The sequence below is a fragment of the Segatella copri genome (assembly GCF_026015465.1).
Classification (GTDB): domain Bacteria; phylum Bacteroidota; class Bacteroidia; order Bacteroidales; family Bacteroidaceae; genus Prevotella; species Prevotella copri_E.
The window spans coordinates 1-21,523 of sequence record NZ_JAPDUQ010000001.1 but is presented as its reverse complement, the minus strand read 5'-3'; the positions used below and the strand labels follow the sequence as shown (position 1 = coordinate 21,523).

The window sequence follows — 21,523 nt, the reverse complement described above, 5'->3', positions numbered from 1 at the left end:
CCTGACGATAAAAAAACAAAATTGAGTTTTATCGTTTTATACCCAAATATTTCTTCAAATTGAATCCCATTCCGAACAATCCTAGATCCATGTAAACCTTGTCCATTCCAAAATGCCTGAATCGCTTATAATGCATATCTGCCTTCATCTGCCCAAATACAGCTTCCGGCTCTATCGGTCGCTGGCTTCTGTGTTTCAAGCCCTCTTCAGACGTTAGTAGCAGGAAGGCTTCCTTTTTATATGCATTCAGTTTATGGTTGACATATATGGTTCTGTTGCCTTTGGATTTCTTGCAGAGACTTCCAAGCGGACATCCATCACATCGTTGTGCTCTATATAATGTAATGACAGACACATAGCCGGAGTCACTTTTCGTTTGCCGTTGTCCACAAGGTTCCATGTGTTGTCCCATGGGGCAGACATAATAGTCATCATCCCTGTTGTAGTAGAAGTTCGCTTGGTTGAAGGCATCCTCCTTGAAAGGCTTATGCTGTTCCTTGTGAAACCAGTTGTACTTTACATAACCCATCATTTCTTCCATCTCTAGGTACTCGTAGTTCTCCTCCGAGCCATACCCTGAGTCTGCGGTGACGCTCTTGGATTGCTTTCCATATCTTTTCTTGTACTTATCCAAAAAAGGCTTGAAGGTCAGGGTGTCTGTTGGATTGGGATAAAGGGCGAAATTCGTCCAATATTGATTCTCTGTCGCAATTTGAAGGTTATAGGCAGGCTTTGTCTGCCCATTGTTCATGGCATCTTCCTTGAGGCGCATGAAGGTCGCATCGGGATCAGTCTTGGAGTAACTGTTTCTCTCGCCCAGTATATCCAGTGATTTTTCATACTCGCACAGTTTGTCCGAGGCTTTGAACAAGTGATCTATCTGAGTATTTAGCTTTTGCTTCTCTCTTCCTGTAAGCTTTGCCTTAGGAAGGTTCTTAGCTTGCCTCTCACACAAACGTGCACTTCTCTCTACATCCTTGGCGGAAGTGGCTGGCTCGCTGTCTTCTTCCTTAATGTCACTCCCGCCATTCAGGCGAATTTGTTCTTTTATCTGAGCCAATGCAGCAGAGGTCTTTTCCAAGAGCTTAGCCCTGTTCTTTTCCACAGTCTTCTTCCATACAAACGTGTACTTGTTTGCTTTCGACTCTATCTTAGTGCCATCAACATATTGTTCCTCCAGACTAATCACGCCCTTTTCAACCAATATGGAGACGACTGCATCAAAATAAAAGTCGATGCATTTAATCATATGATTGGATCTAAAGCGGTTGATTGTTGCGAAAGATAATTGCTTACCTCCACAAATCCACATATAGCGAACATCGTATTTAAGTGCGTCCGCTATGCCACGACAGGAATAAACGCCATTGATATAGGCAAAAACAACTAAACTTAGAAGCATCTTCGGACTGTAAGGAGGAGCACCAATCCCATCATAGGTATCCATGAGAGGGTTGATGTCCATACTGCGAACAATACGATCCACCATACGAACTTTGCTGTCTTTTGGCACATAATCATCGAAAGAGTTAGGAAAAAAGCTCAATTCGTGCCGAGTTTCAGATTTTATTTGTATCTTTGCCATACTTAAAGAAGTTTTCTGCAAAGATACAAATCTTTTGCGGAAAGGCAAAGCCCGAGCTTGTGAAAGTTTGGGCTTTGTTGTAAATAAAAATGTTTTTTAAAGATTTCGTATCTGTGAAAAGGCAAAAAATAAAAAGGGGTGCGTCACAGACTTATGACACACCCTCTCTTTTATTCGTATATTAAAGATATATTGTCGGAATAGACAGGATATATTTCTGAGTTATTTAGTATCTCCGGCCGCACAACAGCTGTTGTGCGCTTGCATAACAGCTGATATGCGCTCGCACAGCAGCTGATGTGCATGCGTTGCCCATCTGTTATGCACCAACTTTTATTTTCCTTCTCTATATGAACAAATCCTTCTTCGGCATATCTGCCATGAACTGCTTGCGGAGCTTCTCAAAGAATGCCACGGTGTCGTTGCTGAAACCGTGACCCTTCCAGGTGGAGGTGTTGGTTATGAGAATCCAGCACTGACCGTCGGGGTATTTCAGGACAATGGCAGAGGTGCCGGCAAGAGAACCGGTACGAATCCATGGACGATTGCTCTTTGGAGTGTAGTTCCAGCCGATGGAATACTGATGGTCGGGTTGCTCGGTGGTCATGAACTGGATGCTCTTCTTGCTGAGAATGTCCTTGACATGAGGCATACCGTCGATGCTGGCGATGAGACGGCTCAGTTCGGCTGCTGAACCACACCATGCTCCGGCACCTGAGAGACGTGGAAGGTCGGTATCGCCATAACATTTTTCAACCATTCTGCCACTGTTGTTATATTCGTATACCGGAATACTTCCTCCATGCATGTAGTATTTCGTCTCGTTAGGTCTGCGGTCCTTTAAGTAAGTTCCCGCAATATGCATGTCGTAGCAGCCGGCTGGGTGGAGCACATACTTCTGCATGAAGTTTTCATATTTCATTCCGCTCTTCTTTTCTATAATCATGGAGAGAATCATGTAGCCTAGATTGCTGTAGCATTTGCCTTCGCCAGGAGTATAGCCCAAGTGGCGCTTCAAGAGAATCTTGAGCAGGGTAGGGTGATCAGGTGGCGTTTTAAGATGGTTCTGCATCATGATGTAGCGGGTGGAAGATACCGGGTCGCCGGCATAATTGTTGAAACCAGCCTGATGGCGCAGCAACTGTTCTACGGTGATGTCGTAATATCGCTTGTCCTTGATACTGTTGTTGTAAACGGTATCGCGCAGGATTCCCTTTTCGCCAAACACCTTCTCGTTCAGCTTGAGTTTCTTCATCTCCTGCAACTTCATGATACCTACGGCTGTAATCAGTTTCGATACAGAGGCGAAGCGCATCAGCATATTCGGTTCCATTCGAATGCCCCTCTCCTTATCCGCCATTCCGAATCCGCGGGCATAGAGCAGGGAGTCGTTGCGGGTGATGACGAGCTGTGCACCGTTGATTTCCCATCGCTTGAGGTATCTCTCTACGAGCGAATCCATCTTTTGATATTCCTTCCCCTCTGTCAGGGCATTTGAGATGGAATCGTTGATATGAACCTTAGGGAGCGAATCTGCCGCCTTGTTCTTGTCTGATGCTGATGTACAGCGAGATACACAGCTGTGTGTAGTCCATCCTACGATTGCTGTAAAGGAAAGCAATATGATTGCTATGCGTTTTTTTCTTAGTCGTCGTGCCATTTTATTTAATTTTTCTTTTGCAAAGATTTTGCAATCGAGTGCAATGAAAGTTTACTTTCATATTGCCGAGTGCAGCAAATCTTATGCAAAGATAATGCAATCTTCTCAAATAACAAAACATTGAAAATATATTTAAATTTATTTTGTATTGTCTATGAATTATCGTACCTTTGTACCCAGTTATAAAGAAAAACAATGAAGAAGGTATTAAAAAAGATATTAAGATCCATATTCTATATAGTAGCCATGTCGGTTCTGGCATTCCTGCCCGACTTCTGGCTTTGGCACATCGGGGTGAGTGAGTGGCCTTTGCTGCTAGCCATCTTATGGTGGGTTCCCTCGTTGTTACTTGTTCTTGCCGAAGTGGGGTTGCAGATGGGGTTCTTCCATAAGTTGTCAGTCCGTGTACTCTTTACTACCATACTTTTCTCGGCATTCCCTAAGGTTGTCTTCATCCTGTTCGATGCATTTCTTCCTTGGTTTTTTGCTCTGATTCCAGCTTTGGGTGTAATGGGGTGGTTTGCCTTCGGCTTTATAGAGGGTTGGAAGCGGTTAGAACTGAAACATATTACCTTTACCTCGCCCGATTTGCCACCTTATTTTGATGGTTACCGTCTGGTACAGATTACCGACTTTCATCTCGGTTCGTTTCCTCCCGGCAATGATTTCGTGCAGAAGGTGGTGGATGCGACCAACAATGAAGAACCCGATATGATTCTCTTTACGGGCGATCTGGTCAATAACCAAGCCAGCGAAGTGGAGCCTTATCTGGATACGCTGGGGCAGCTTCATGCGTCAGATGGCATCTATTCTATCTGGGGAAATCATGATTATTGTGAATATGGCAACAATCATTCTATTGGCGCTTTGAAGAGAAACCGCCGTATGCTCTATGGTTATCAGGAAAGTCTGGGGTGGCATCAGCTGATGAACGAACATCATGTGGTGAGTCATGGTATGGCATCTATCGCTGTAATAGGCGTAGAGAATCCCGGTCAGCCTCCTTTCACCAATCGCAGTAATCTGAAGAAAGCGATGAAGGGGTTGAATCCAGATATGTTTAAAATCCTCTTGAGTCATGATCCTCACCATTGGCGCAGAGAAGTAGTTGGTAAGAAGATACAACTTACTCTGGCGGGACATACGCATGCCGGACAATTGAAAATAGGTAAATGGACGCCTGCCCGCATGGCTTTCAAAGAGTGGGGCGGAGCTTACCGGATTGGTGAGCAGATGCTCTATGTATCATCGGGTATTGGCGGTTCTTTCCCTTTCCGCCTAGGCGCATGGCCTGAACTGACAGTTATCACGCTGAAACGTGATTTATAGTTCTTAAAGATAACAAAACTGGTGTTTAAGTGTTAAAATACAGTTAAATGTTAGCTGTTTGAACCATTGTGATGAAAAAAACGTGTTAAAAATTTGGTGGTTCGAATAAATGTTGTACCTTTGCACTAGTTTTCGCATATATTTGGGCAAATGGGGGGTGTCGTGAGATTGTACTCCATTTGTTTTTTGAAGCAAGGCGAAAATACTTCACATCAGAAGTAGCTGTTCACATTTTAATTTTACATTTAACATTGAAAACAATGAAGATTCCTGTAGAAGAACAATATAAATACGTAAAACTTACTCTCCCGAATGGAAGCAAGGCTGAAGGTCAGGCTGTCTTGTTGCATGCCTGTTGTGCACCTTGTTCGGCGGCTATCGTAGAATGTATGCTTCGTAATGGTATGAAGCCTACTGTATATTTCAGTAACAGTAATATCTATCCTCAGCAGGAGTATGATGTACGCAAACATGAACTGAAACGATTTCTGGAAGCCCAGAATGTACCTTATGTAGAGGATGAGTATGACCATCAGGAATGGCTTTCTGTTATCACGGGCTTAGAGGATGAGCCCGAACGTGGCAGCCGTTGTTCTGTCTGCTTTCAGTTCCGCCTCTCTCATGCAGCCAAGTATGCGCAGGAGCATGGATTTCACCTTCTTACTACCACGTTGGCATCTTCGCGCTGGAAGAATATCAGGCAGATAGATACTGCCGGTCATCTTGCCGTTGAGGCTTATCCTGATGTAGAATGGTGGGATATGAATTGGCGGAAGGGCGGTTTGCAGAATCGCCGAGGTGAACTCTTGAGAATCAATGAATTCTATAATCAGTTATATTGTGGTTGTGAATTCAGTTTGAGATAAAGTGTTTTTCTGCGCTGTGATATTTTAGGCACGGATTACACAGATTACACGGATTTATGACGCTCATGATAAATCCGTGTAATCTGTGTAATCCGTGCCTTTTCTATATTCTAGGCTAGATGCTTATTTAAGAAAGACCAGTAATCTCACCGTTTACTACATCAATGCGCTCAGCCTGTGGGCTCTTTGGTAAGCCCGGCATACGCATGATAGGACCAGCGATGACTACAATCATCTCGGCACCCATATTTACGGTGATGTCGCGAACGTGGAGTTCGAAACCATCTGTAGGGCCGTATGCCTTGGCATCGGTAGAGAAACTGTACTGAGTCTTGGCAATACAGATAGGGAACTTTTCAGCACCCAGCTTCTTGATCTCTTCAATCATCGCCTTGGCAGAATCGCTCAATGTTACGCTGCCTGCTCCGTAAAGATTGAATGCAACCTTTTCTATCTTCTCCTCAACGCTATCGTTATCATCGTAAGCAAAATAGAGAGGGGCTGATGGACGCTCATCAATGGTCTTCACTACGAGGTTGGCAAGTTCAATGGCACCGTTTCCGCCTTCGGCAAAGGCGCTGTTTACGGCGAAACCGCAACCCATCTCCTCGCAATGTTTGCGCAATACTTCAATTTCTTCATCTGTATCGGTTGCAAACTTGTTGAATGCAATCACTACAGTCTGACCAAAGCTCTGCAGGTTCTTTACGTGCTTGTCGAGGTTCCAGTAACCGGCTTCCATTCCTGCGATGTTTGGCTTCTTGATATCTTCCAGAGCTACACCACCATGCATCTTCAACGCCTGGAGGGTAACAACGAGAACAGTGAGGTCTGGTTGCAAACCTGTCTTGCGGCATTTGATGTCATAGAACTTCTCTGCACCGAGATCAGCACCGAATCCTGCCTCTGTAATAGCATAGTCGCCATACTCAAGAGCAGCAGCTGTAGCCATGACGGAATTGCAGCCATGAGCAATGTTGGCAAAAGGACCACAATGAACAAATGCTGGTGTTCCCTCTGTTGTCTGAACCAGATTTGGCTTCAAAGCATCGAGAAGGAGAGCTACGATACTGCCACCTACACCCATATCCTTTACGGTAAATGGCTTGTCGTCCTCGGTGATGCCCAGGAGGATATTATCGATACGGCGACGAAGATCATCGATGCTTGTTGCGAAACACATGATAGCCATAATCTCAGAAGCTGGCGTAATATCAAAACCAGACTCTGTCTCGATGCCGTTCTTATCTCCTATACCGGTGATGATGCGGCGCAAACCTCTATCGTTCACATCCATGACGCGACGCCAAAGAATCTTCTTGAGTTTGAAACCCTCTGCTTCGTGCTGGAAACGGTAATTGTCCAGAAGGGCAGAGATCATGTTGTTGGCCTCTGTGATGGCATGGAAATCGCCAGTGAAATGGAGGTTGATCTTATCCATAGGCAAAACCTGGGCATAACCGCCACCTGCTGCGCCACCCTTCATGCCGAAGCAAGGACCCAGAGATGGTTCGCGAAGTGCTACTACAGCCTTCTTGCCAATCTTCTGCATACCCAGGGCGAGACCTACAGATACCGTAGTCTTACCATTACCAGCCTTTGTAGGGCTGATAGCTGTAACAAGGATGAGATGGTGATTCTTAAACTTGTTGGTGTCAATCTTGTCCGTAGTAATCTTAGCGATGTAACGGCCGTAGTTTTCCACTTGGTCTTCATGGATTCCAAGTTCTGCTGCCACTTCATTGATAGGGCGCATTTTTACTGATTTAGCTATTTCAATATCTGTCAACATAAAAAGTAATGTTTTGTATTTTGAGTGCAAAGGTACGGAAAAGTATTCATATATTAAAATAAGAAAGTATAAAAAAACAAAATAAAAAAAGGAAGACTTTCCCCATTTCCAAATGACGAAGTTTAAAAAAGGTAAATTGTAGGATTTTGTCGTGTGAATGTAGTACCTTTGCAAGCGAATTTAGATTTTATAGTACGTATGAACAAGTCTTTAGCATTAGCTCATTTTCAGACGAGCTTTCAGTTTATCACGCATCAGAACGAGCGCTTCTCTTATCTAGAAGGAGCCTATCTGGCACTTATCGGAGGATGTGATTGGGTTCAGCTTCGCATGAAGGGGGCTACCGATGAAGAGGTAGAGCCTATAGCCCGTAAGTTAAAGTTGGCTTGCGAGGGTGCCGGTGCAACCTTTATCCTCGACGACCGTGTAGAACTGGTGAAGAAGTTACAGATAGATGGTGTACATCTTGGAAAGAATGATATGCCGGTTGATGAGGCACGTAAGCTCCTGGGTGATGAATTCATTATTGGAGGAACAGCCAATACATTTGATGATATTCGTCGTTTGCATGAACAGGGGGCTGACTATATCGGTTGCGGTCCGTTCCGCTATACTACTACCAAGGAGAAACTCTCTCCGGTGTTGGGTATAGAAGGTTATCGCCAGATTGTTGAGCAGATGAGGGAGAATAAAATCTCTCTGCCTATGGTAGCCATCGGAGGCTTGACTCCAGACGATATAGATCCGCTTGCAGAATTGGGCATCGGTGTGGCAATGAGCGGTACCATCCTGAATGCGGAGAACCCTGTTACCATGACGCGTCAGATTCATGAGAAGTGCTTCGGATTATGTCTCGAAAATTTCAATCATTTCTTTGAGAATCAGTAGAATGATACTCATAAATGATGATTTTTCATAGAAAAGAGAAGAAAGTTCAGGTTTTCTTCTCTTTTCTCATTTTATTGTTGTAACTTTGCACTCGCATTGCAAAACTGTTGCAAGGCTATTACAAATAATAGAATTTAAAAGACATGAAATTAATAGTGGGAATTGACTTAGGAAATATAGGAAAAACAGATGCTGTCGGAAAGAACGAGAACATCATGATATACGCACCTTCAGATAAAGGTGCTTAAAAACCCGGGCACAAACGTGTTCGGGCTTTTTTATTTTACTATATATAATAGGTGTAAAACCAACTCAAAATAGATAGTGTGTGCAAAATATATAATTATTAACTTTATAAAAAAAAAGTATTAAAATGATGAAAACAGAATGGAGAGGTTTCAAAGGAAACATGTGGCAGAGTGAAGTGAATCTTCGTGATTTCATTCAGAACAACTACACATGTTATGACGGCGATGAGTCGTTCCTTGCAGAACCAACTCAGGCAACTAACACCCTTTGGGGTATGTTGAAGGAACTCCAGAAGGAGGAGCGCGCCAAGGGTGGTGTGCTTGATATGGAAACAGAAATCGTTTCAGGATTGACAGCTTACGGTGCTGCTTATATCGGTGAAGGTACAAAGGATTTGGAGAAGGTAGTTGGTCTGCAGACCGATAAGCCTTTGAAGCGTGCCTTCATGCCTTACGGTGGTATCAAGATGGCGGAGCAGGCTTGTACAACATATGGCTATCAGCCATCTGAGAAGCTCCACGAAATCTTCCACAAGTATTGCAAAACTCATAATGATGGCGTATTCGATGCTTATACTCCAGAGATGAAGCTCGTTCGCCATAACCACATTCTTACCGGTCTTCCTGATACTTATGGTCGTGGACGTATCGTAGGTGACTATCGTCGTGTAGCCCTCTATGGTATCGACTTCCTCATCGAGGAGAAGAAGAACGACCTCGCTAACATGGGCGACCGTGAGATGATTGACGAAGTTATCCGTCTTCGTGAAGAGGTTGCTATGCAGATTAAGGCGCTCAAGGGCTTGAAGGAGATGGCTCAGTTGTATGGTTACGACATCTCTCAGCCTGCCAAAAACGCTCGTGAGGCTGTTCAGTGGTTGTACTTCGGTTACCTCGGAGCTGTGAAGACTCAGAATGGTGCTGCGATGTCTGTAGGCCGTATCTCTACATTCCTCGACATCTATATCCAGCGCGACTTGAACGAGGGTACTCTTACCGAGGATGAGGCTCAGGAGCTCATCGACCACTTGGTAATGAAGTTCCGTATGGTTAAGTTCGCCCGTATTCCTTCTTACAACGAGCTCTTCACCGGCGACCCGGTTTGGGCTACTCTCGAGGTAGGTGGTATGGGTCAGGATGGCCGCTCAATGGTTACCAAGAACGACTTCCGTTTCCTCCACACATTGGAGAACATGGGTCCTTCACCAGAGCCAAACTTGACCGTACTCTATAGCTCTCGCTTGCCAAAGGCATTCAAGCACTACGCTTCTCTGATTTCTGTAAAGACAAGCTCTATCCAGTATGAGAACGACGATGTAATGCGCCCAGTTTGGGGTGACGACTATAGCATCTGCTGCTGTGTATCTGCTACACAGACAGGTAAGGAGATGCAGTTCTTCGGTGCACGTGCCAATTTGGCTAAGTGCTTGACCTACGCTGTATCTGGCGGTGTTGATTCAAAGACACGCGAGCAGTGCGGTCCTAAGTATCGCGCCGTAGAGGGTGATGTGTTGACATACGAGGAGTTCATGCCACGTTTCATGGATATGATGGACTGGTTGGCTGGCGTTTATGTGAAGACATTGAACCTCATCCACTACATGCACGATAAGTACTTCTACGAGGCAGCAGAGTTGGCGCTCATCGATACAGATGTTCGTCGTACTTTTGCTACAGGTATCGCTGGTTTCAGCCACGTGGTTGATTCTATCTCAGCTATCAAGTATGCCAAGGTAAACATCGTCCGTGATGAGACCGGTTTCCCTCTCAGCTTCAAGACCGAGGGCGACTTCCCACGTTACGGTAACGATGATGAGCGTGCTGATGAGATTGCAGTATGGTTGCTCAAGACCTTCATGAACATGATCAAGAAGCATCATACATACCGCAATTCTGAGCCTACTACATCTATCCTGACTATCACATCAAATGTAGTATACGGTAAGTACACCAGCAACATGCCTGATGGTCGTCCAGCCGGTGCTCCTTTGGCTCCAGGTGCTAACCCATCTTACGGTGCAGAGAAGAACGGTCTTTTGGCTTCATTGAACTCAGTAGCTAAGTTGCCATACGAGTATGCTCTCGATGGTATCTCTAATACTCAGACCATCAGTCCAGGTGCTCTCGGACATAACGACGAGGAGCGTGCCCAGACATTGGTAGGTGTATTGGATGGTTACTTCAACCAGGGTTCTCACCACCTGAATGTGAACGTATTCGGTATCGACAAGCTCAAGGATGCGATGGAGCACCCAGAGAAGGAAGAGTACCAGAACTTCACCATCCGTGTAAGTGGTTACGCTGTTAAGTTCATCGACTTGACACGTGAGCAGCAGCTCGACGTAATCGCTCGTCAGGCTCACGAGAGACTCTAAGGAAGTGAAGAATGAAGAGGGAAGAGTGAAGATTTCTCTTGTCTCTTTGTAACATATAGATTGCCCGCTAGATTTTCTTTCCGAGGATATTTAGCGGGCATTTTAGCTTATTTAACTGCAAAATAGAGCAAGATATTGATAAATTTACTATCTTTGCGGTATGAAATTTAATATAGAACAAAAAACAACTCTTTGGAGTGAGGGAGGAAAATTTTGCTTGGATTTAGCCAAACTGATATTTGGTGGTATCATCCTGGCAAGTATTATGAAGAAGGATATCGATACAGGGAAACTTTTAGTTTTTGGTGCTCTAATAACTTTGTTTCTTGCTGTATGTGGATTCTTTTTAATATTGATGTCTAAAGATAACAAAAAGAAAGGAAAATAAATATGGAACTATTGGTATTTATGGGATTTTTTGCTTTGCTTGCAGGTGGGTTTACCCTATGGGCATATATTGATTATCGTAAAATGCAGGCTTAAGTGGGCTTCTTGTTTTTAATCATTTCTAAAAAGATAAAATAATATGGGTGTATTTCTTTTTTTAGGTGTTATAGCCTTATTTATGAGTCTTTTTGCATTGTGGGGAATATATGATCTTCGAAAGAATGCATAAGGGTTTTGTTCACAGCATAGAGAGCTTTGGTTCTGTAGATGGACCAGGCATTAGGTTTTTGATTTTCCTGCAGGGGTGTCCGATGCGCTGCCAGTTCTGCCATAACCCGGATTCATGGAAGATGGGAGTGGGAGAGGAGTGGAGTGCCGATGACCTGTTGGATAAGGCAGAGAGATTCAAAAGTTATTGGGGAGACAAGGGCGGTATTACTGTAAGTGGTGGAGAAGCCCTGATGCAGATAGACTTTCTCATCGAACTTTTCGAGAAAGCCCATCAGCGTGGCATCAACACTTGTCTTGATACATCAGCGCAACCATTTAGGAAAGAGGGTGCTTTCTTCGATAAATTCGAGCGTCTGATGACCGTCACAGATACTGTTCTTCTTGATATCAAGCATATCAACGATGAAGAGCATCGTAAACTCACCCGCCATTCTAATGTAAACATACTGGATTGTGCACGTTATTTAAGCGAGATACACAAACCAGTATGGATTCGTCACGTCTTGATTCCAGGTATTACTGACAAGGATGAATACCTCTATCAGTTGCGTGATTTCCTCTCAACACTCTCTAATATTGAGCGTATAGATGTCTTACCTTATCATACGATGGGTATCTACAAGTATGAGAAACTAGGCATTGCCTACCCGCTGGAAGGCATAGATCCTCCTACTAGTGATCGCATTGCTCATGCAGAAGCAATCTTGCAAGAGGCACTTTAGCCTCTTGCAAGACTGCTTAGATGAGCGTCTAGCGAACTGGTGAGACGGGCTTTGATGATAGGCTTTGTGATGTAGTCGTTTACTCCAAGCTCGTAGCATTCATCCACATTATCCTTGTTGCTTAACAGGGAAACCACGATGATGACCATTTCACTTTTCGAGTATTTAGAGCGTACATGGTCTATTACGTCCCACCCATTTACATTTGGCATCATCAAGTCGAGCAGTATCACGTGCGGCTTGAATGTGTCAATCAGTTCAATGGCTTCTTTTCCGCCATTTGCAGTTTTCACGTCGATGTCAAAGTCCTTTATCATTTCAGAGATAGTTTCAATATTTTCTGAAATATCATCGACGATTAGCACTTTGTTCTTTTCCATTTTTCACTGGTCTATTTTATGTAGGTTCTTTCCGATCTTGAAGGTCTAGTTTCTTGGCTTGTGAATGCCGTAGATGTCGCACATGAATCCTTTATCAGTGATTAGATTGTTCATGTCGATACTGTCGAACATCTTGTGATGAGTACCGATTACCACAATCTGATACTCTTTTTCCAGAACTTTAGGATCATCTGTCACCTTGATGTTATATTCTTCTTTTACTTCCTCTACATCTACCAATGGATCGTAGAGTGTGGTTTTGTAACCTGCTCCTACCAGGTTGATATAGAGATCGGCTACTTTTGTGTTTCTGATATCATCGCTGTCTGGCTTGAACGAGAAGCCGAGAATCAGCACGTTGGTTTCCGGAGCCTTGAACTTTCTGCTTTCAGATGCATTCTTTATCTTTCCTACCATCCATACCGCCATCTGCTCGTTAACCTCACGGGCTGTAGAGAGCAGCGATGGTACCACGTCAACCTCCTGTGCCTTGTTAATCAGGTAGTATGGGTCTACCGCGATGCAGTGGCCGCCAACGAGTCCTGGAGTAGCTGGCACGAAGTTCCATTTTGTGCTAGCTGCCGCCGTTACGTCTTCAATGTTGATGTTCATCTTGTCGAAAATCTTTTCCATCTCGTTGAAGAAGGCTATCTGTATGTCTCTCTGGCAGTTCTCCATCAGTTTACATGCCTCTGCTATTCTGATACTCTTCGCCTTGTAGGTGCCATGGGTAAGTACTGAAGCATAGAGGCTGTCGATGATAGCTGCTGCTTCGGGTGTAGAACCGCTGGTAACCTTCACGATGTTCTCGATGGTATGAACAGTATCGCCCGGATTGATGCGCTCTGGCGAGAAGCCTACAAAGAAACTCTGGTTCAATTTCAATCCTGATGTAGATGCCAGTAATGGGGCACAAACCTCTTCTGTCAGACCTGGGTAAACGGTACTCTCGTAGACTACGATATCACCTTCTTTCAGAATCTTGCCAACCTCAGCAGTTGCATTGCGCACGCAACTGATGTCTGGCTTGTTCGATTTGTTAACCGGTGTCGGTACAGCGATGATATACACGTTACACTTCTTCAGGTCATCAATATTGCTGGTCAGTTTCAGTCCCTGTTCCAAAGCTTTGGATACAGGTCTGTTGTCTTCCATCGTGCTTTTGGCTAACTTGGCTACCTTCTCAGCTTTGATGTCATAACCCCATGTATCGTATTTCTTTGAGAATAAGCATGCCAGTGGAGTACCAACATACCCTAATCCTATTACTCCAATCTTAAACTCAAAAGACTTGTTTATCATATACTATATTCTGTTTATGTTTTATAATGTTATTTCTTTTATTGGGAGCTCCCTGCTGTATGTACGTTACAGCAAGTAACTCGGATCTTTTAGATTCCTTCAAGCTGAGCATAGCGCGAAGTCTTCTCAGGGTTCCATGCGTCCTTGTAAGAACGGCGGAAGAAGAATTCTTGCAGATGAGCCGACAGACGGGCGATACGCAGGAAATAACCTGTATAAGGCGACATCAGTGGCAGATATCTGTAAAGGAACCACACGTCTTTCTTTCTTTCTGAAACCATCAGTACAAGGAGGAAGGCAAGCTGCGAGAAGCATACTCTGATAAAGTAGCCCAGCGCCAGCACCTCGATGATGTGCGTGTTAAACGTGATGGCGAGCTTGATGATGTACCACAACCACAGAAAATTGAGGAAGCAGTCGAAAACCACACTCTCCATGTTGGATAACCAGTTAAGGATACTCCAGTTCTTGGTAGGCAACAGAATGTCGGCATGCTTGCGTAGACGGAATCTCACGAACGAGCGCGACCATCTGATGCGCTGATGATACAGCTTGTACCATTTGGTAGGCACATTGGTCATACAGATGGCATCTTCGGCAAATTTCACTTTATATCCGGCTTTGCGGATCTTCTGTGTCAGGTCACCGTCCAGTCCCGGTCCTATGTCCCAATAGCCCACTTCCTTCAGCGTCTTTCTTTCGAAGGCTCCAAATGCTCCCGAAATGATGTGGTAGATACCCAGTTCGCTGGTTACGATACGTCCCACCTGTATTCGCTTCAGGTATTCGAAAGCCTGCAGCGATGAGCAGATGGTTTCCTTGTAGTTGCGTACCTTCACGCATCCTCCTACGCCCTTTACCATTCCGTCGATGTAGAAGGGGAGTAGAATCTTCTCCAGTGCATCACGGTCGAGCGAAGAGTCGGCATCCAGACATACGATGTATTTGCCTTTTGCCATCTGGGCTCCATAGTTGCTGGCGGCAGCTTTACCGCCTCTTGTATCCAACCTCAGGTAGTGGGTGATATACCCGGCTCGGTAGAGGTCGTTACAAATCAGTTTGGTGTCGTCGTCGCTACCATCGTCTACCACGATGATTTCGTAGTTGCGGTAGGTTTGCTCAGCCAGCGAGTTCACCATTTTGAATATATGTTTGCCTTCGTTCTTTCCCGGTACGAGGATGCTGATAAGCGGATTTTCGCGGTACAGGAAGTACTTGGCATATTCTTTCTCTTTATCTATCTGGTTTCTCTTCATCAGTCGGTTTCCGATTACGAGATATTCCAGGATATAATATCTTGGCATCTCGATGAAGAAGAGAAACCAGTAGGTATTCACGATACTGCTAAACGATAGCGTGCTGATCCAGTCGAAGAAATCGTTCAGATGTTCTGCTATGCTAAACATACGCTTTTCCCTTTCTTCTTGATGGCTTATCTCAGCACGGTGAGCGCCAAGAGGGCCATGATTATGAGTATACCTGCGATGGTGACAAGGATGGCAACGAGTTTCTTGTAGAGCACAATGCGTTTCTGTATCTTGTCGTTTTCATCTTCCTTCGGCTCTGTATCAAGCAGCTCTTCCTGCGGCTGCACCAATTTCTCTTCTTCCTTCATCAGAGGTTCCTCTGAGTAGCGGCAGTAGTCGTCTGGAGTCATATCCACATATTGCAGTTTGTTGAAGAACTCGTCATAGTTGTTGGCGATGGTCTTCGCCTTGGTTTCCAGCATGCTGCAGATAATCTCGTCCGGTTCTATCGAGTTGGCCACCTTTCTGATGGCTACCGACATCTCCTTGCTCAGTTTCTGCTGAGCCTCTTCCACCGTTTCTCCCTGCTCATAGAGGGTAGAGGATACGTAGAAGATATTGTTGTTGTAAGACACCTTGTGATTGGAGAAGATTCTACAGAGCTTGCCCTGTATGCTTTCCTTTATCTTTACGGTATCCTTGTTTTCATCTATAATCCATATCTTGCCTACCATGACCGAGAGTTCATCCTTGCGGTAGGTTTCCATCAGCTGGCGTCGCAGTCGGTTTATCAGCAGGTAATATTCCATGAAGTTATCATAGATGTTCACCATGCTGTTGAACATGATGTTGCCGCTGGTCAGTGCTCTGATTCCTTCTTCTGTTATCTCGAAGTCCTCAACGTCTCGTGGCACCAGGGCGTTTACCGGATAGGTGCTCTGGCAGTAGCAGCAGGTTGACTTGGTGATAGGCGAGGTAAACGAGTTCTCGCAGTCGTTGCAGGTATATACCACGGCTGGTCTGTCATAGTCAACACCGATGTGGCGAAGTTTCTTGTGACACTTCGGACAGATGAGCATACCGCCCACATTGTAGCTGCTTTCCGGCGATACGTTGGCGCAGCTGAAGTGGTGGATGATGTTCTGTATCTTCAGGTTCGAACTTCCGCACTTCGGACAGCACTCAGTATAGAGCAGGTGAGAGTGGTTGCACTTAGGGCAGAGGTGCTCCTTGAGTAGGAAGCGGTGAATGCGCAGTGATCCGAACTCCACCATAGTGTCGATGAACATGAACATCTCGTAGAGATGGAAGAGACCCATACTGTGATAGTGTTCGAAGATTGGGTTGATATATCCCAAAGACGATTTCTCCAGCAGTCGGTGTCCCATGATTCGCTGGTCTCTTGAGAGCAGGTATCTCAGAATATTGGCAAAGAGCTGGTTAGGCTGTGTAGGACGGCTTGTTTCGCTTTTTACACCAAACTTCTGTCTTGCCAGCTTGATTTTGTCTATAATCTCGTATACCTTCTCATTGTTCATGTCGCTCACATAGGCATCGACGATATAGTCGATGATCTGTTCCTTTCCCGATAACGCCGTATTGACGAATATCGGTTTGTAGCTACATTTCCACGATAAGATTGGACTGGCTCCAAACAGTATAGCATGGAACGCACGTTCATTCTTCGTATTGATGTAAATACAATCGAAGTAGTCGGGCTGGATGTCCGGTGTCGAGTCGATATCTATATAGCTATCGATGGTGAGCACCATATCTCCACGTTTGTTTCTTCTAAGTCCAATCATTTCTTCACGTTGTCTTTGTTTTGGTCAGGTGTGACGAGCTTTGAACTTCTTATCACATTTTGATTCTTTTCCACTGGGATGGTATACATCGGCAGTGGCTTAGGGTCTAACATCGCACTGATTTTGTTCACCCTGATTCTCACCGGCAGTTTGTTGCACATCACCCAAGCCGGCACTCGCTGGTTGGGTTTGAAGGTGAATACTGCCACTACGGCATTTGCATCGTGCGAGAAGTTGCTCTGCAGGTGCTTTGGAATTTCCTCCACTCTCAGACCCACCATCTGCAGCTTAGCCTTCAGTACCAGGTCCTTGTTCACGATGACGTCAGCATCGTCAGGACTTTCCATATACTTGATTTTTTTACTAGGCACGTATGTGATGATGCCCAGGTGGCATGCTGCATAGTCGGTATGCTGGATGGTGAGCACTTCATCGCTCTTGAACACCAGTGTCTTGTCGCTCACGCTCACCTTTGAGACGTAGGCATCGGCAGGCGCACAGCAGTAGTGTATCAGACCTTGGTTGTAGATGCTGGTATTGCTGGAGTATGGCATGTCAGCACCCGCCATGCCTGCACCTCTTCTGCTCATGAAGTTATAGGTGGTGTTCTTGGCTTGTGAGTAGATGGTCACCTTGTTCATCTGCTTTCTTATTTCTTCCTCCACCTCGGCAATCTCAGCATCCAGCTGGTTGCGCTTGGTGTTGTTGGTCAGTCCGTAGTAGATGTCTGAACTTTCCGATGCCTTCTGTTTCTTCAGTTCAGCCAGTCGGGTACGCAGTACCGGAATCTCTTCTCTAGCCAGTTTGGCCTGCACTTCCATGTCGTGGGTTTCCTTTACCGCCGAAGGAATGATGTTTGGGTCGTATTGGGTTACGATATTACCCAGCAGTACGTAGGAGTAGAGCGTATCACCTTTGTGTACGGTTTCTCCCACCTCCTTGTTTACCTTCAGGACGTAGATGTCGTCAATCGCACAGATATGGTTTTCATCGAGTCTTACATATCCGTCATAGATGGCCCAGATCATTCGGGTAACGATATAGTATGCTGCCAGTACAATGATGAGGAGGAAAATCAGCGCGAATATAATCTGCTGTCTAGCCAAGCGGTGGCTTTGCGATTTCAGCAAGTCGGCCATCGCCTGTTCCTGTGGCGTGCTGTCATATTGAAACTCATTCATAGTTCGATCTCGTTGAATATATTGTTGTTGTTATAGATGCTTACTGCCTTCTCTATATTGATGATGGCGAGTCCGCGGTTCAACATCAGCTTGTACATTCTTTCCATGCTTTCCAGGAGTCCGGTATATTCTTCCATTCTCATCAGGTAGTTGTACCCGTTTTTCTGGTTTTTATATGCGAACCGTCGCATGTCGATGTATTTTCCTGTCTGCTGTATGTGGTAAGCCTCAGTGGCTATAGCCTGGTTGAGGTTTTCTATCTTTTTCAGCAGGATGTTTACCGACTGTCTGATTTCCTTCACGTCGGTGCTTCTGCTGTTCATGATAATCTCTTTCTGTGTCTCCAGTGCCTTTCTCTTTCTTGGGTTTTCGTTGTAGATAGGCACGGTGAATCTGATTCCTACATCCCCATTGTGCGAGAACTTGTCGTTGCTCTGCCAGTAGGTTGACCATCTGGCGAATGGGGTGAGTCGGGTAGTGCTGAGATAGTTGTTCAGCTTGCTTTCGTTGTTGGCTATCTCCAGCTTTGTCATTACGATTCTTGCATCCAGGCTTTCCTTGTCTACGTGTTCCCAGAGGGCTGCGGTGTCTACCACCACGCGGGTAGGCTTGATGCGGTAAATCGGTTTGTTGGTGATGTCTCTGTCTGAGCAGAGGATGGAGATGTCGTATTCCGCCTCCAGCTTGTCGTTCATCACCTTGAGCATCTTGTCGTTGCTTATTCGGTCTTTCTCCAGCATATACTGGTAAGCCTCGTTCATGATGTCGAGGTTGTCCAGCTTGTGTGCTATGACGGTACCGATATAGAAGTTATATTGTTCGGTCAGCTCATCTGCTGCCTTTTCATATATGTCTGCAGTTTGGCGCTTTTTTATTTGCAAGCGGTCGAGTTCATTGGCAAGAGCAATCTTGGTTCTTTTCTCTTTGCCTTGGTAGAACTTCGAGTTGATGATGTTCCATCCCAGTTCGGCTTGAACCTTCATCTTATATTTTGATACCTCTTTTGCGTCGTCTTCATCAGAATCGAAGTACGCGTCAGGTCGGGCATAAACCTGTCCGGTCACTTCCAGACCGTTGTGTCTGTTGAGCGCTAGGTGCTCATGTGCAGTTTTCGACCAGAACAGAGAGTCGGTCTTATTGATATCAGCGTGATGCTGTTTATTGAGTCCCAGTTCTATGACTGGTGCTTTCACCCATATAGGGTTTTTGATGAGAGTGTCGAGTTGTGCGAAGCGTTGTTTAAAGTGTCTGAGTACATTATCGTTCTTCAGGTTCTCATATACGAGCATCTTAGGGCTGAAGCTCTTTTTCTTCAGCAGTTGCTGCCTTTGAGCCTGAGCCACAGCGCTTTGTCCTCCGAGTGTAATGAGGAGAGCAGTAGTCGTATATAGTATCAAATTTTGCTTCATTGTTTTTTAGTTTAAACACTATGAATGCAGCCGCAAGCTGTTGCAGCTGCATTCAACTAGTGTCTTCTATTTTGTTAATGTCTATATCAATCAGTATTCTAGTTTTTACGCTAGCTTTTACGATTAATTTTCTGTGAGTTGATAAACTTGCAGTCTCTTCTGTCCGTATGCTACATAGATATAGCCGTTGTAAACGGTAATGTAGTTGGCAGATTTGCCTTCTTCTCTATGAGCAATAGTCTCAGGATTTCCTGCTTCAAGTGTACCAGCTTTCAGAACAACTACACCATAAGAACCGTAGGCAATGTATACTTTACCGTCGTCACCAACGAAACAGCCATTTGCATAAGCCTTGTAGTCTCCGACTTTACCCAGTTTGCTATCCTTGATAATAGGATTTGGCATCTGGTAGTGTCCGAGTTCTTTGCCTGTCTGTAAGTCGTAGCAGTAGAGACCCGCTGCGCCGAGGCATGCATAAATCTTACCATTCTTCACAGCGATAGCGTTTTTACCGTAGTGAGGCAAGATTGCAGGTGTTGTGATAGTCACCTCTGGAGTAGATTTCATATCTGCCGATTCGTCTCTTACTTCAATCTGGGCATTGATCCATTCCTTGGCTGCTTCTGCAGGGTTCTTGGATGGATTGTATTGTGCTTGTTTTGTGAATACCAATGTAACAATCTTATTGTCTCCAATGGCAACATGCTTTGCTTTACCAGGTTTTTCAACAGTCTCAATTTCATTTAATGTTGCAGGATCGTATGTTGTATATCCCTTTGTTGTTGCAACGATGAAACGGTTAGAGTTGCTGTCGTATACGATGCAGTTTTCATCTGTTCCCTTTTCGTTTGCATTCAGAGGAAGAATATTCAGAGGTTTGATTTCCTTCTTTTCTCCTTCTTCAGTTACGATAGTTTTTGGATCTGCATTTAGCAATCCGCTACTTGTGATATCAATGTAGCCTAATGTACCTGCTTTCAGGGCGTGACTACCAACTGCGTATAATTGTTTTGCATTATTTGCATTGTATATCATCAAGTGGTTCCAGTCTAACATACCTTTACTGTCGTAAATGTACTGGAGCAGTTTCACTTCGTTGTTTGCATCAACTGGTTCGAATACTTCCAGACAAGAACCATGTCCCTTACCACGAGTATGATATGACATATACATCTTTCCTTCGAAAGGCTGAACGCATGTTGCAGAAATATCATGTGTATGATCAGGCTCTATCACGCTGATTGGTGTAAGAGGTGATGGTTTTGGAGTTGGAGTAGGGGTTGGTTCTGGTTCAGGATCTTTTCCTGGCTTCCAGCCTGTCTGTCCATTACACTCTGTCTTGTTGATGATTACATCAGAGATATTGTCAGTCTGGTCAATTCTGTAAATATGAGTTACTGGGAAGAATGGAATGATTTCCGTTGTTAAATTCTGCTGGTAGAATTTACCGTCAAGAACAATCTTCGATGTTGCAGATGGAGTTCTGAACATGAAACAGTCAAATTTCATGGTTTCATTTTCTATTGGAGCTCCTGTATTGAAAGCAAATTTATTTGCTTTGATGACAGCTACCGCATTGTCGCCTTCGATAACTGAACCTGCATTTCCTGCCTGTGCATCAATATTGTCGCTTGAATTATTGTCTATATAAGTATCACATTCTATCAGACTTTGATTCTTAAGCTTAAATATTGTGCCAGAACTCTGAATGATTTTATCTGCTTTCAGGTACGATACATCAAAAGTTGCGTAGCTATTGATATTTACATCTTTTGATACCTTAACAGCACAGCCGCTGTAAAGTTTTGCACCACTGCAAAGTTCAAGATTACCACAGGTTAATGTACCATCAACATTCATGATGCCTGCATTAGGATCTTCCCAATATTGACTTCCATTACCATTTATTTTCAGAGTGCTGGTACCCAGGTTGCAATTTCCTTTTACATTAAGACACATACCGCTATTCGTCAGCTCCTTAGCTGTAAGGTTACCACCGATATAGCAGCTACCTTCAATGTTTAACTTATCTCCAGGGAAGTTTAAGTCGCTATCAGTTAAGTATGTACCTTTAATGGTGAACTGGCTATTTGTTGCCTCCAGCGTTCCATAATTA

16 protein-coding genes are annotated in these 21,523 nt (G+C 44.6%); 6 read left to right on the top strand and 10 right to left on the bottom strand.

Annotation, left to right across the window (positions count from 1 at the left end; translation table 11 throughout):
* Positions 1–28: 28 nt before the first annotated feature.
* Together ONT08_RS00080 and ONT08_RS00075 are read right to left on the bottom strand one after the other, a co-directional pair.
* On the bottom strand, positions 29–1,585 hold the full coding sequence (locus ONT08_RS00080; protein ID WP_118200255.1) for an IS1182 family transposase: 1,557 nt from the start codon (positions 1,583–1,585) through the stop codon (positions 29–31).
* A gap of 346 nt (positions 1,586–1,931) precedes the next feature.
* Complete coding sequence (locus ONT08_RS00075) at positions 1,932–3,245, bottom strand: serine hydrolase domain-containing protein (protein ID WP_264958655.1); 1,314 nt, start codon at positions 3,243–3,245, stop codon at positions 1,932–1,934.
* A 195-nt stretch (positions 3,246–3,440) separates the two neighbouring features.
* On the opposite strand from ONT08_RS00075, the gene ONT08_RS00070 reads away from it, so the two are divergent.
* Together ONT08_RS00070 and ONT08_RS00065 are read left to right on the top strand one after the other, a co-directional pair.
* The gene (locus tag ONT08_RS00070) at positions 3,441–4,574 is read left to right on the top strand and encodes a metallophosphoesterase (RefSeq protein ID WP_119236534.1); all 1,134 of its coding nucleotides are present in this window, start codon (positions 3,441–3,443) and stop codon (positions 4,572–4,574) included.
* A gap of 260 nt (positions 4,575–4,834) precedes the next feature.
* Complete coding sequence (locus ONT08_RS00065; RefSeq protein WP_264958653.1) at positions 4,835–5,440, top strand: epoxyqueuosine reductase QueH; 606 nt, start codon at positions 4,835–4,837, stop codon at positions 5,438–5,440.
* A gap of 127 nt (positions 5,441–5,567) precedes the next feature.
* On the opposite strand, the gene ONT08_RS00060 is transcribed toward ONT08_RS00065, so the two are convergent.
* On the bottom strand, positions 5,568–7,232 hold the full coding sequence (locus ONT08_RS00060) for a formate--tetrahydrofolate ligase (RefSeq protein WP_264958652.1): 1,665 nt from the start codon (positions 7,230–7,232) through the stop codon (positions 5,568–5,570).
* 198 nt (positions 7,233–7,430) lie between these two features.
* On the opposite strand from ONT08_RS00060, the gene ONT08_RS00055 reads away from it, so the two are divergent.
* The 4 genes from ONT08_RS00055 (at position 7,431) to pflA (ending at position 12,083) form a co-directional block, all read left to right on the top strand.
* Positions 7,431–8,120, top strand: coding sequence for a thiamine phosphate synthase (locus tag ONT08_RS00055; protein ID WP_264958651.1), 690 nt, complete (start codon positions 7,431–7,433; stop codon positions 8,118–8,120).
* Positions 8,121–8,496: 376 nt separating this feature from the next.
* Positions 8,497–10,743, top strand: coding sequence for a formate C-acetyltransferase (pflB, locus tag ONT08_RS00050; protein WP_118253622.1), 2,247 nt, complete (start codon positions 8,497–8,499; stop codon positions 10,741–10,743).
* A 160-nt stretch (positions 10,744–10,903) separates the two neighbouring features.
* Complete coding sequence (locus ONT08_RS00045; RefSeq protein ID WP_117586485.1) at positions 10,904–11,131, top strand: DUF6722 family protein; 228 nt, start codon at positions 10,904–10,906, stop codon at positions 11,129–11,131.
* 205 nt (positions 11,132–11,336) lie between these two features.
* A complete protein-coding gene (gene pflA, locus ONT08_RS00040) occupies positions 11,337–12,083 on the top strand; it encodes a pyruvate formate-lyase-activating protein (protein WP_264958650.1) in 747 nt (248 codons plus the stop codon).
* Here pflA and ONT08_RS00035 read toward each other — a convergent pair.
* The 7 genes from ONT08_RS00035 to ONT08_RS00005 all read right to left on the bottom strand — a co-directional run.
* On the bottom strand, positions 12,080–12,463 hold the full coding sequence (locus ONT08_RS00035; protein WP_254973529.1) for a response regulator: 384 nt from the start codon (positions 12,461–12,463) through the stop codon (positions 12,080–12,082). The two genes, pflA and ONT08_RS00035, sit on opposite strands and share 4 nt — an antisense overlap.
* 45 nt (positions 12,464–12,508) lie before the next feature.
* Positions 12,509–13,765, bottom strand: a complete 1,257-nt coding sequence (locus ONT08_RS00030) for a nucleotide sugar dehydrogenase (RefSeq protein WP_264958649.1) — start codon at positions 13,763–13,765, stop codon at positions 12,509–12,511.
* An 89-nt stretch (positions 13,766–13,854) separates the two neighbouring features.
* Positions 13,855–15,171, bottom strand: coding sequence for a glycosyltransferase family 2 protein (locus ONT08_RS00025; protein WP_119236536.1), 1,317 nt, complete (start codon positions 15,169–15,171; stop codon positions 13,855–13,857).
* Between the two features lie 26 nt (positions 15,172–15,197).
* A complete protein-coding gene (locus tag ONT08_RS00020; protein WP_264958648.1) occupies positions 15,198–16,817 on the bottom strand; it encodes a hypothetical protein in 1,620 nt (539 codons plus the stop codon).
* Positions 16,814–17,998 (bottom strand): multidrug transporter, encoded by a 1,185-nt coding sequence (locus tag ONT08_RS00015; protein WP_264958647.1) that lies wholly within the window; start codon positions 17,996–17,998, stop codon positions 16,814–16,816. Before ONT08_RS00015 ends, ONT08_RS00020 begins: the two co-directional genes overlap by 4 nt.
* On the bottom strand, positions 17,995–19,407 hold the full coding sequence (locus ONT08_RS00010) for a TolC family protein (protein ID WP_264958646.1): 1,413 nt from the start codon (positions 19,405–19,407) through the stop codon (positions 17,995–17,997). The genes ONT08_RS00015 and ONT08_RS00010 overlap by 4 nt, the downstream gene beginning before the upstream one ends.
* 123 nt (positions 19,408–19,530) lie before the next feature.
* Positions 19,531–21,523, bottom strand: a 1,993-nt coding sequence (locus ONT08_RS00005; RefSeq protein ID WP_264958645.1) for a hypothetical protein, incomplete at its 5' end; no start/stop codon positions are given.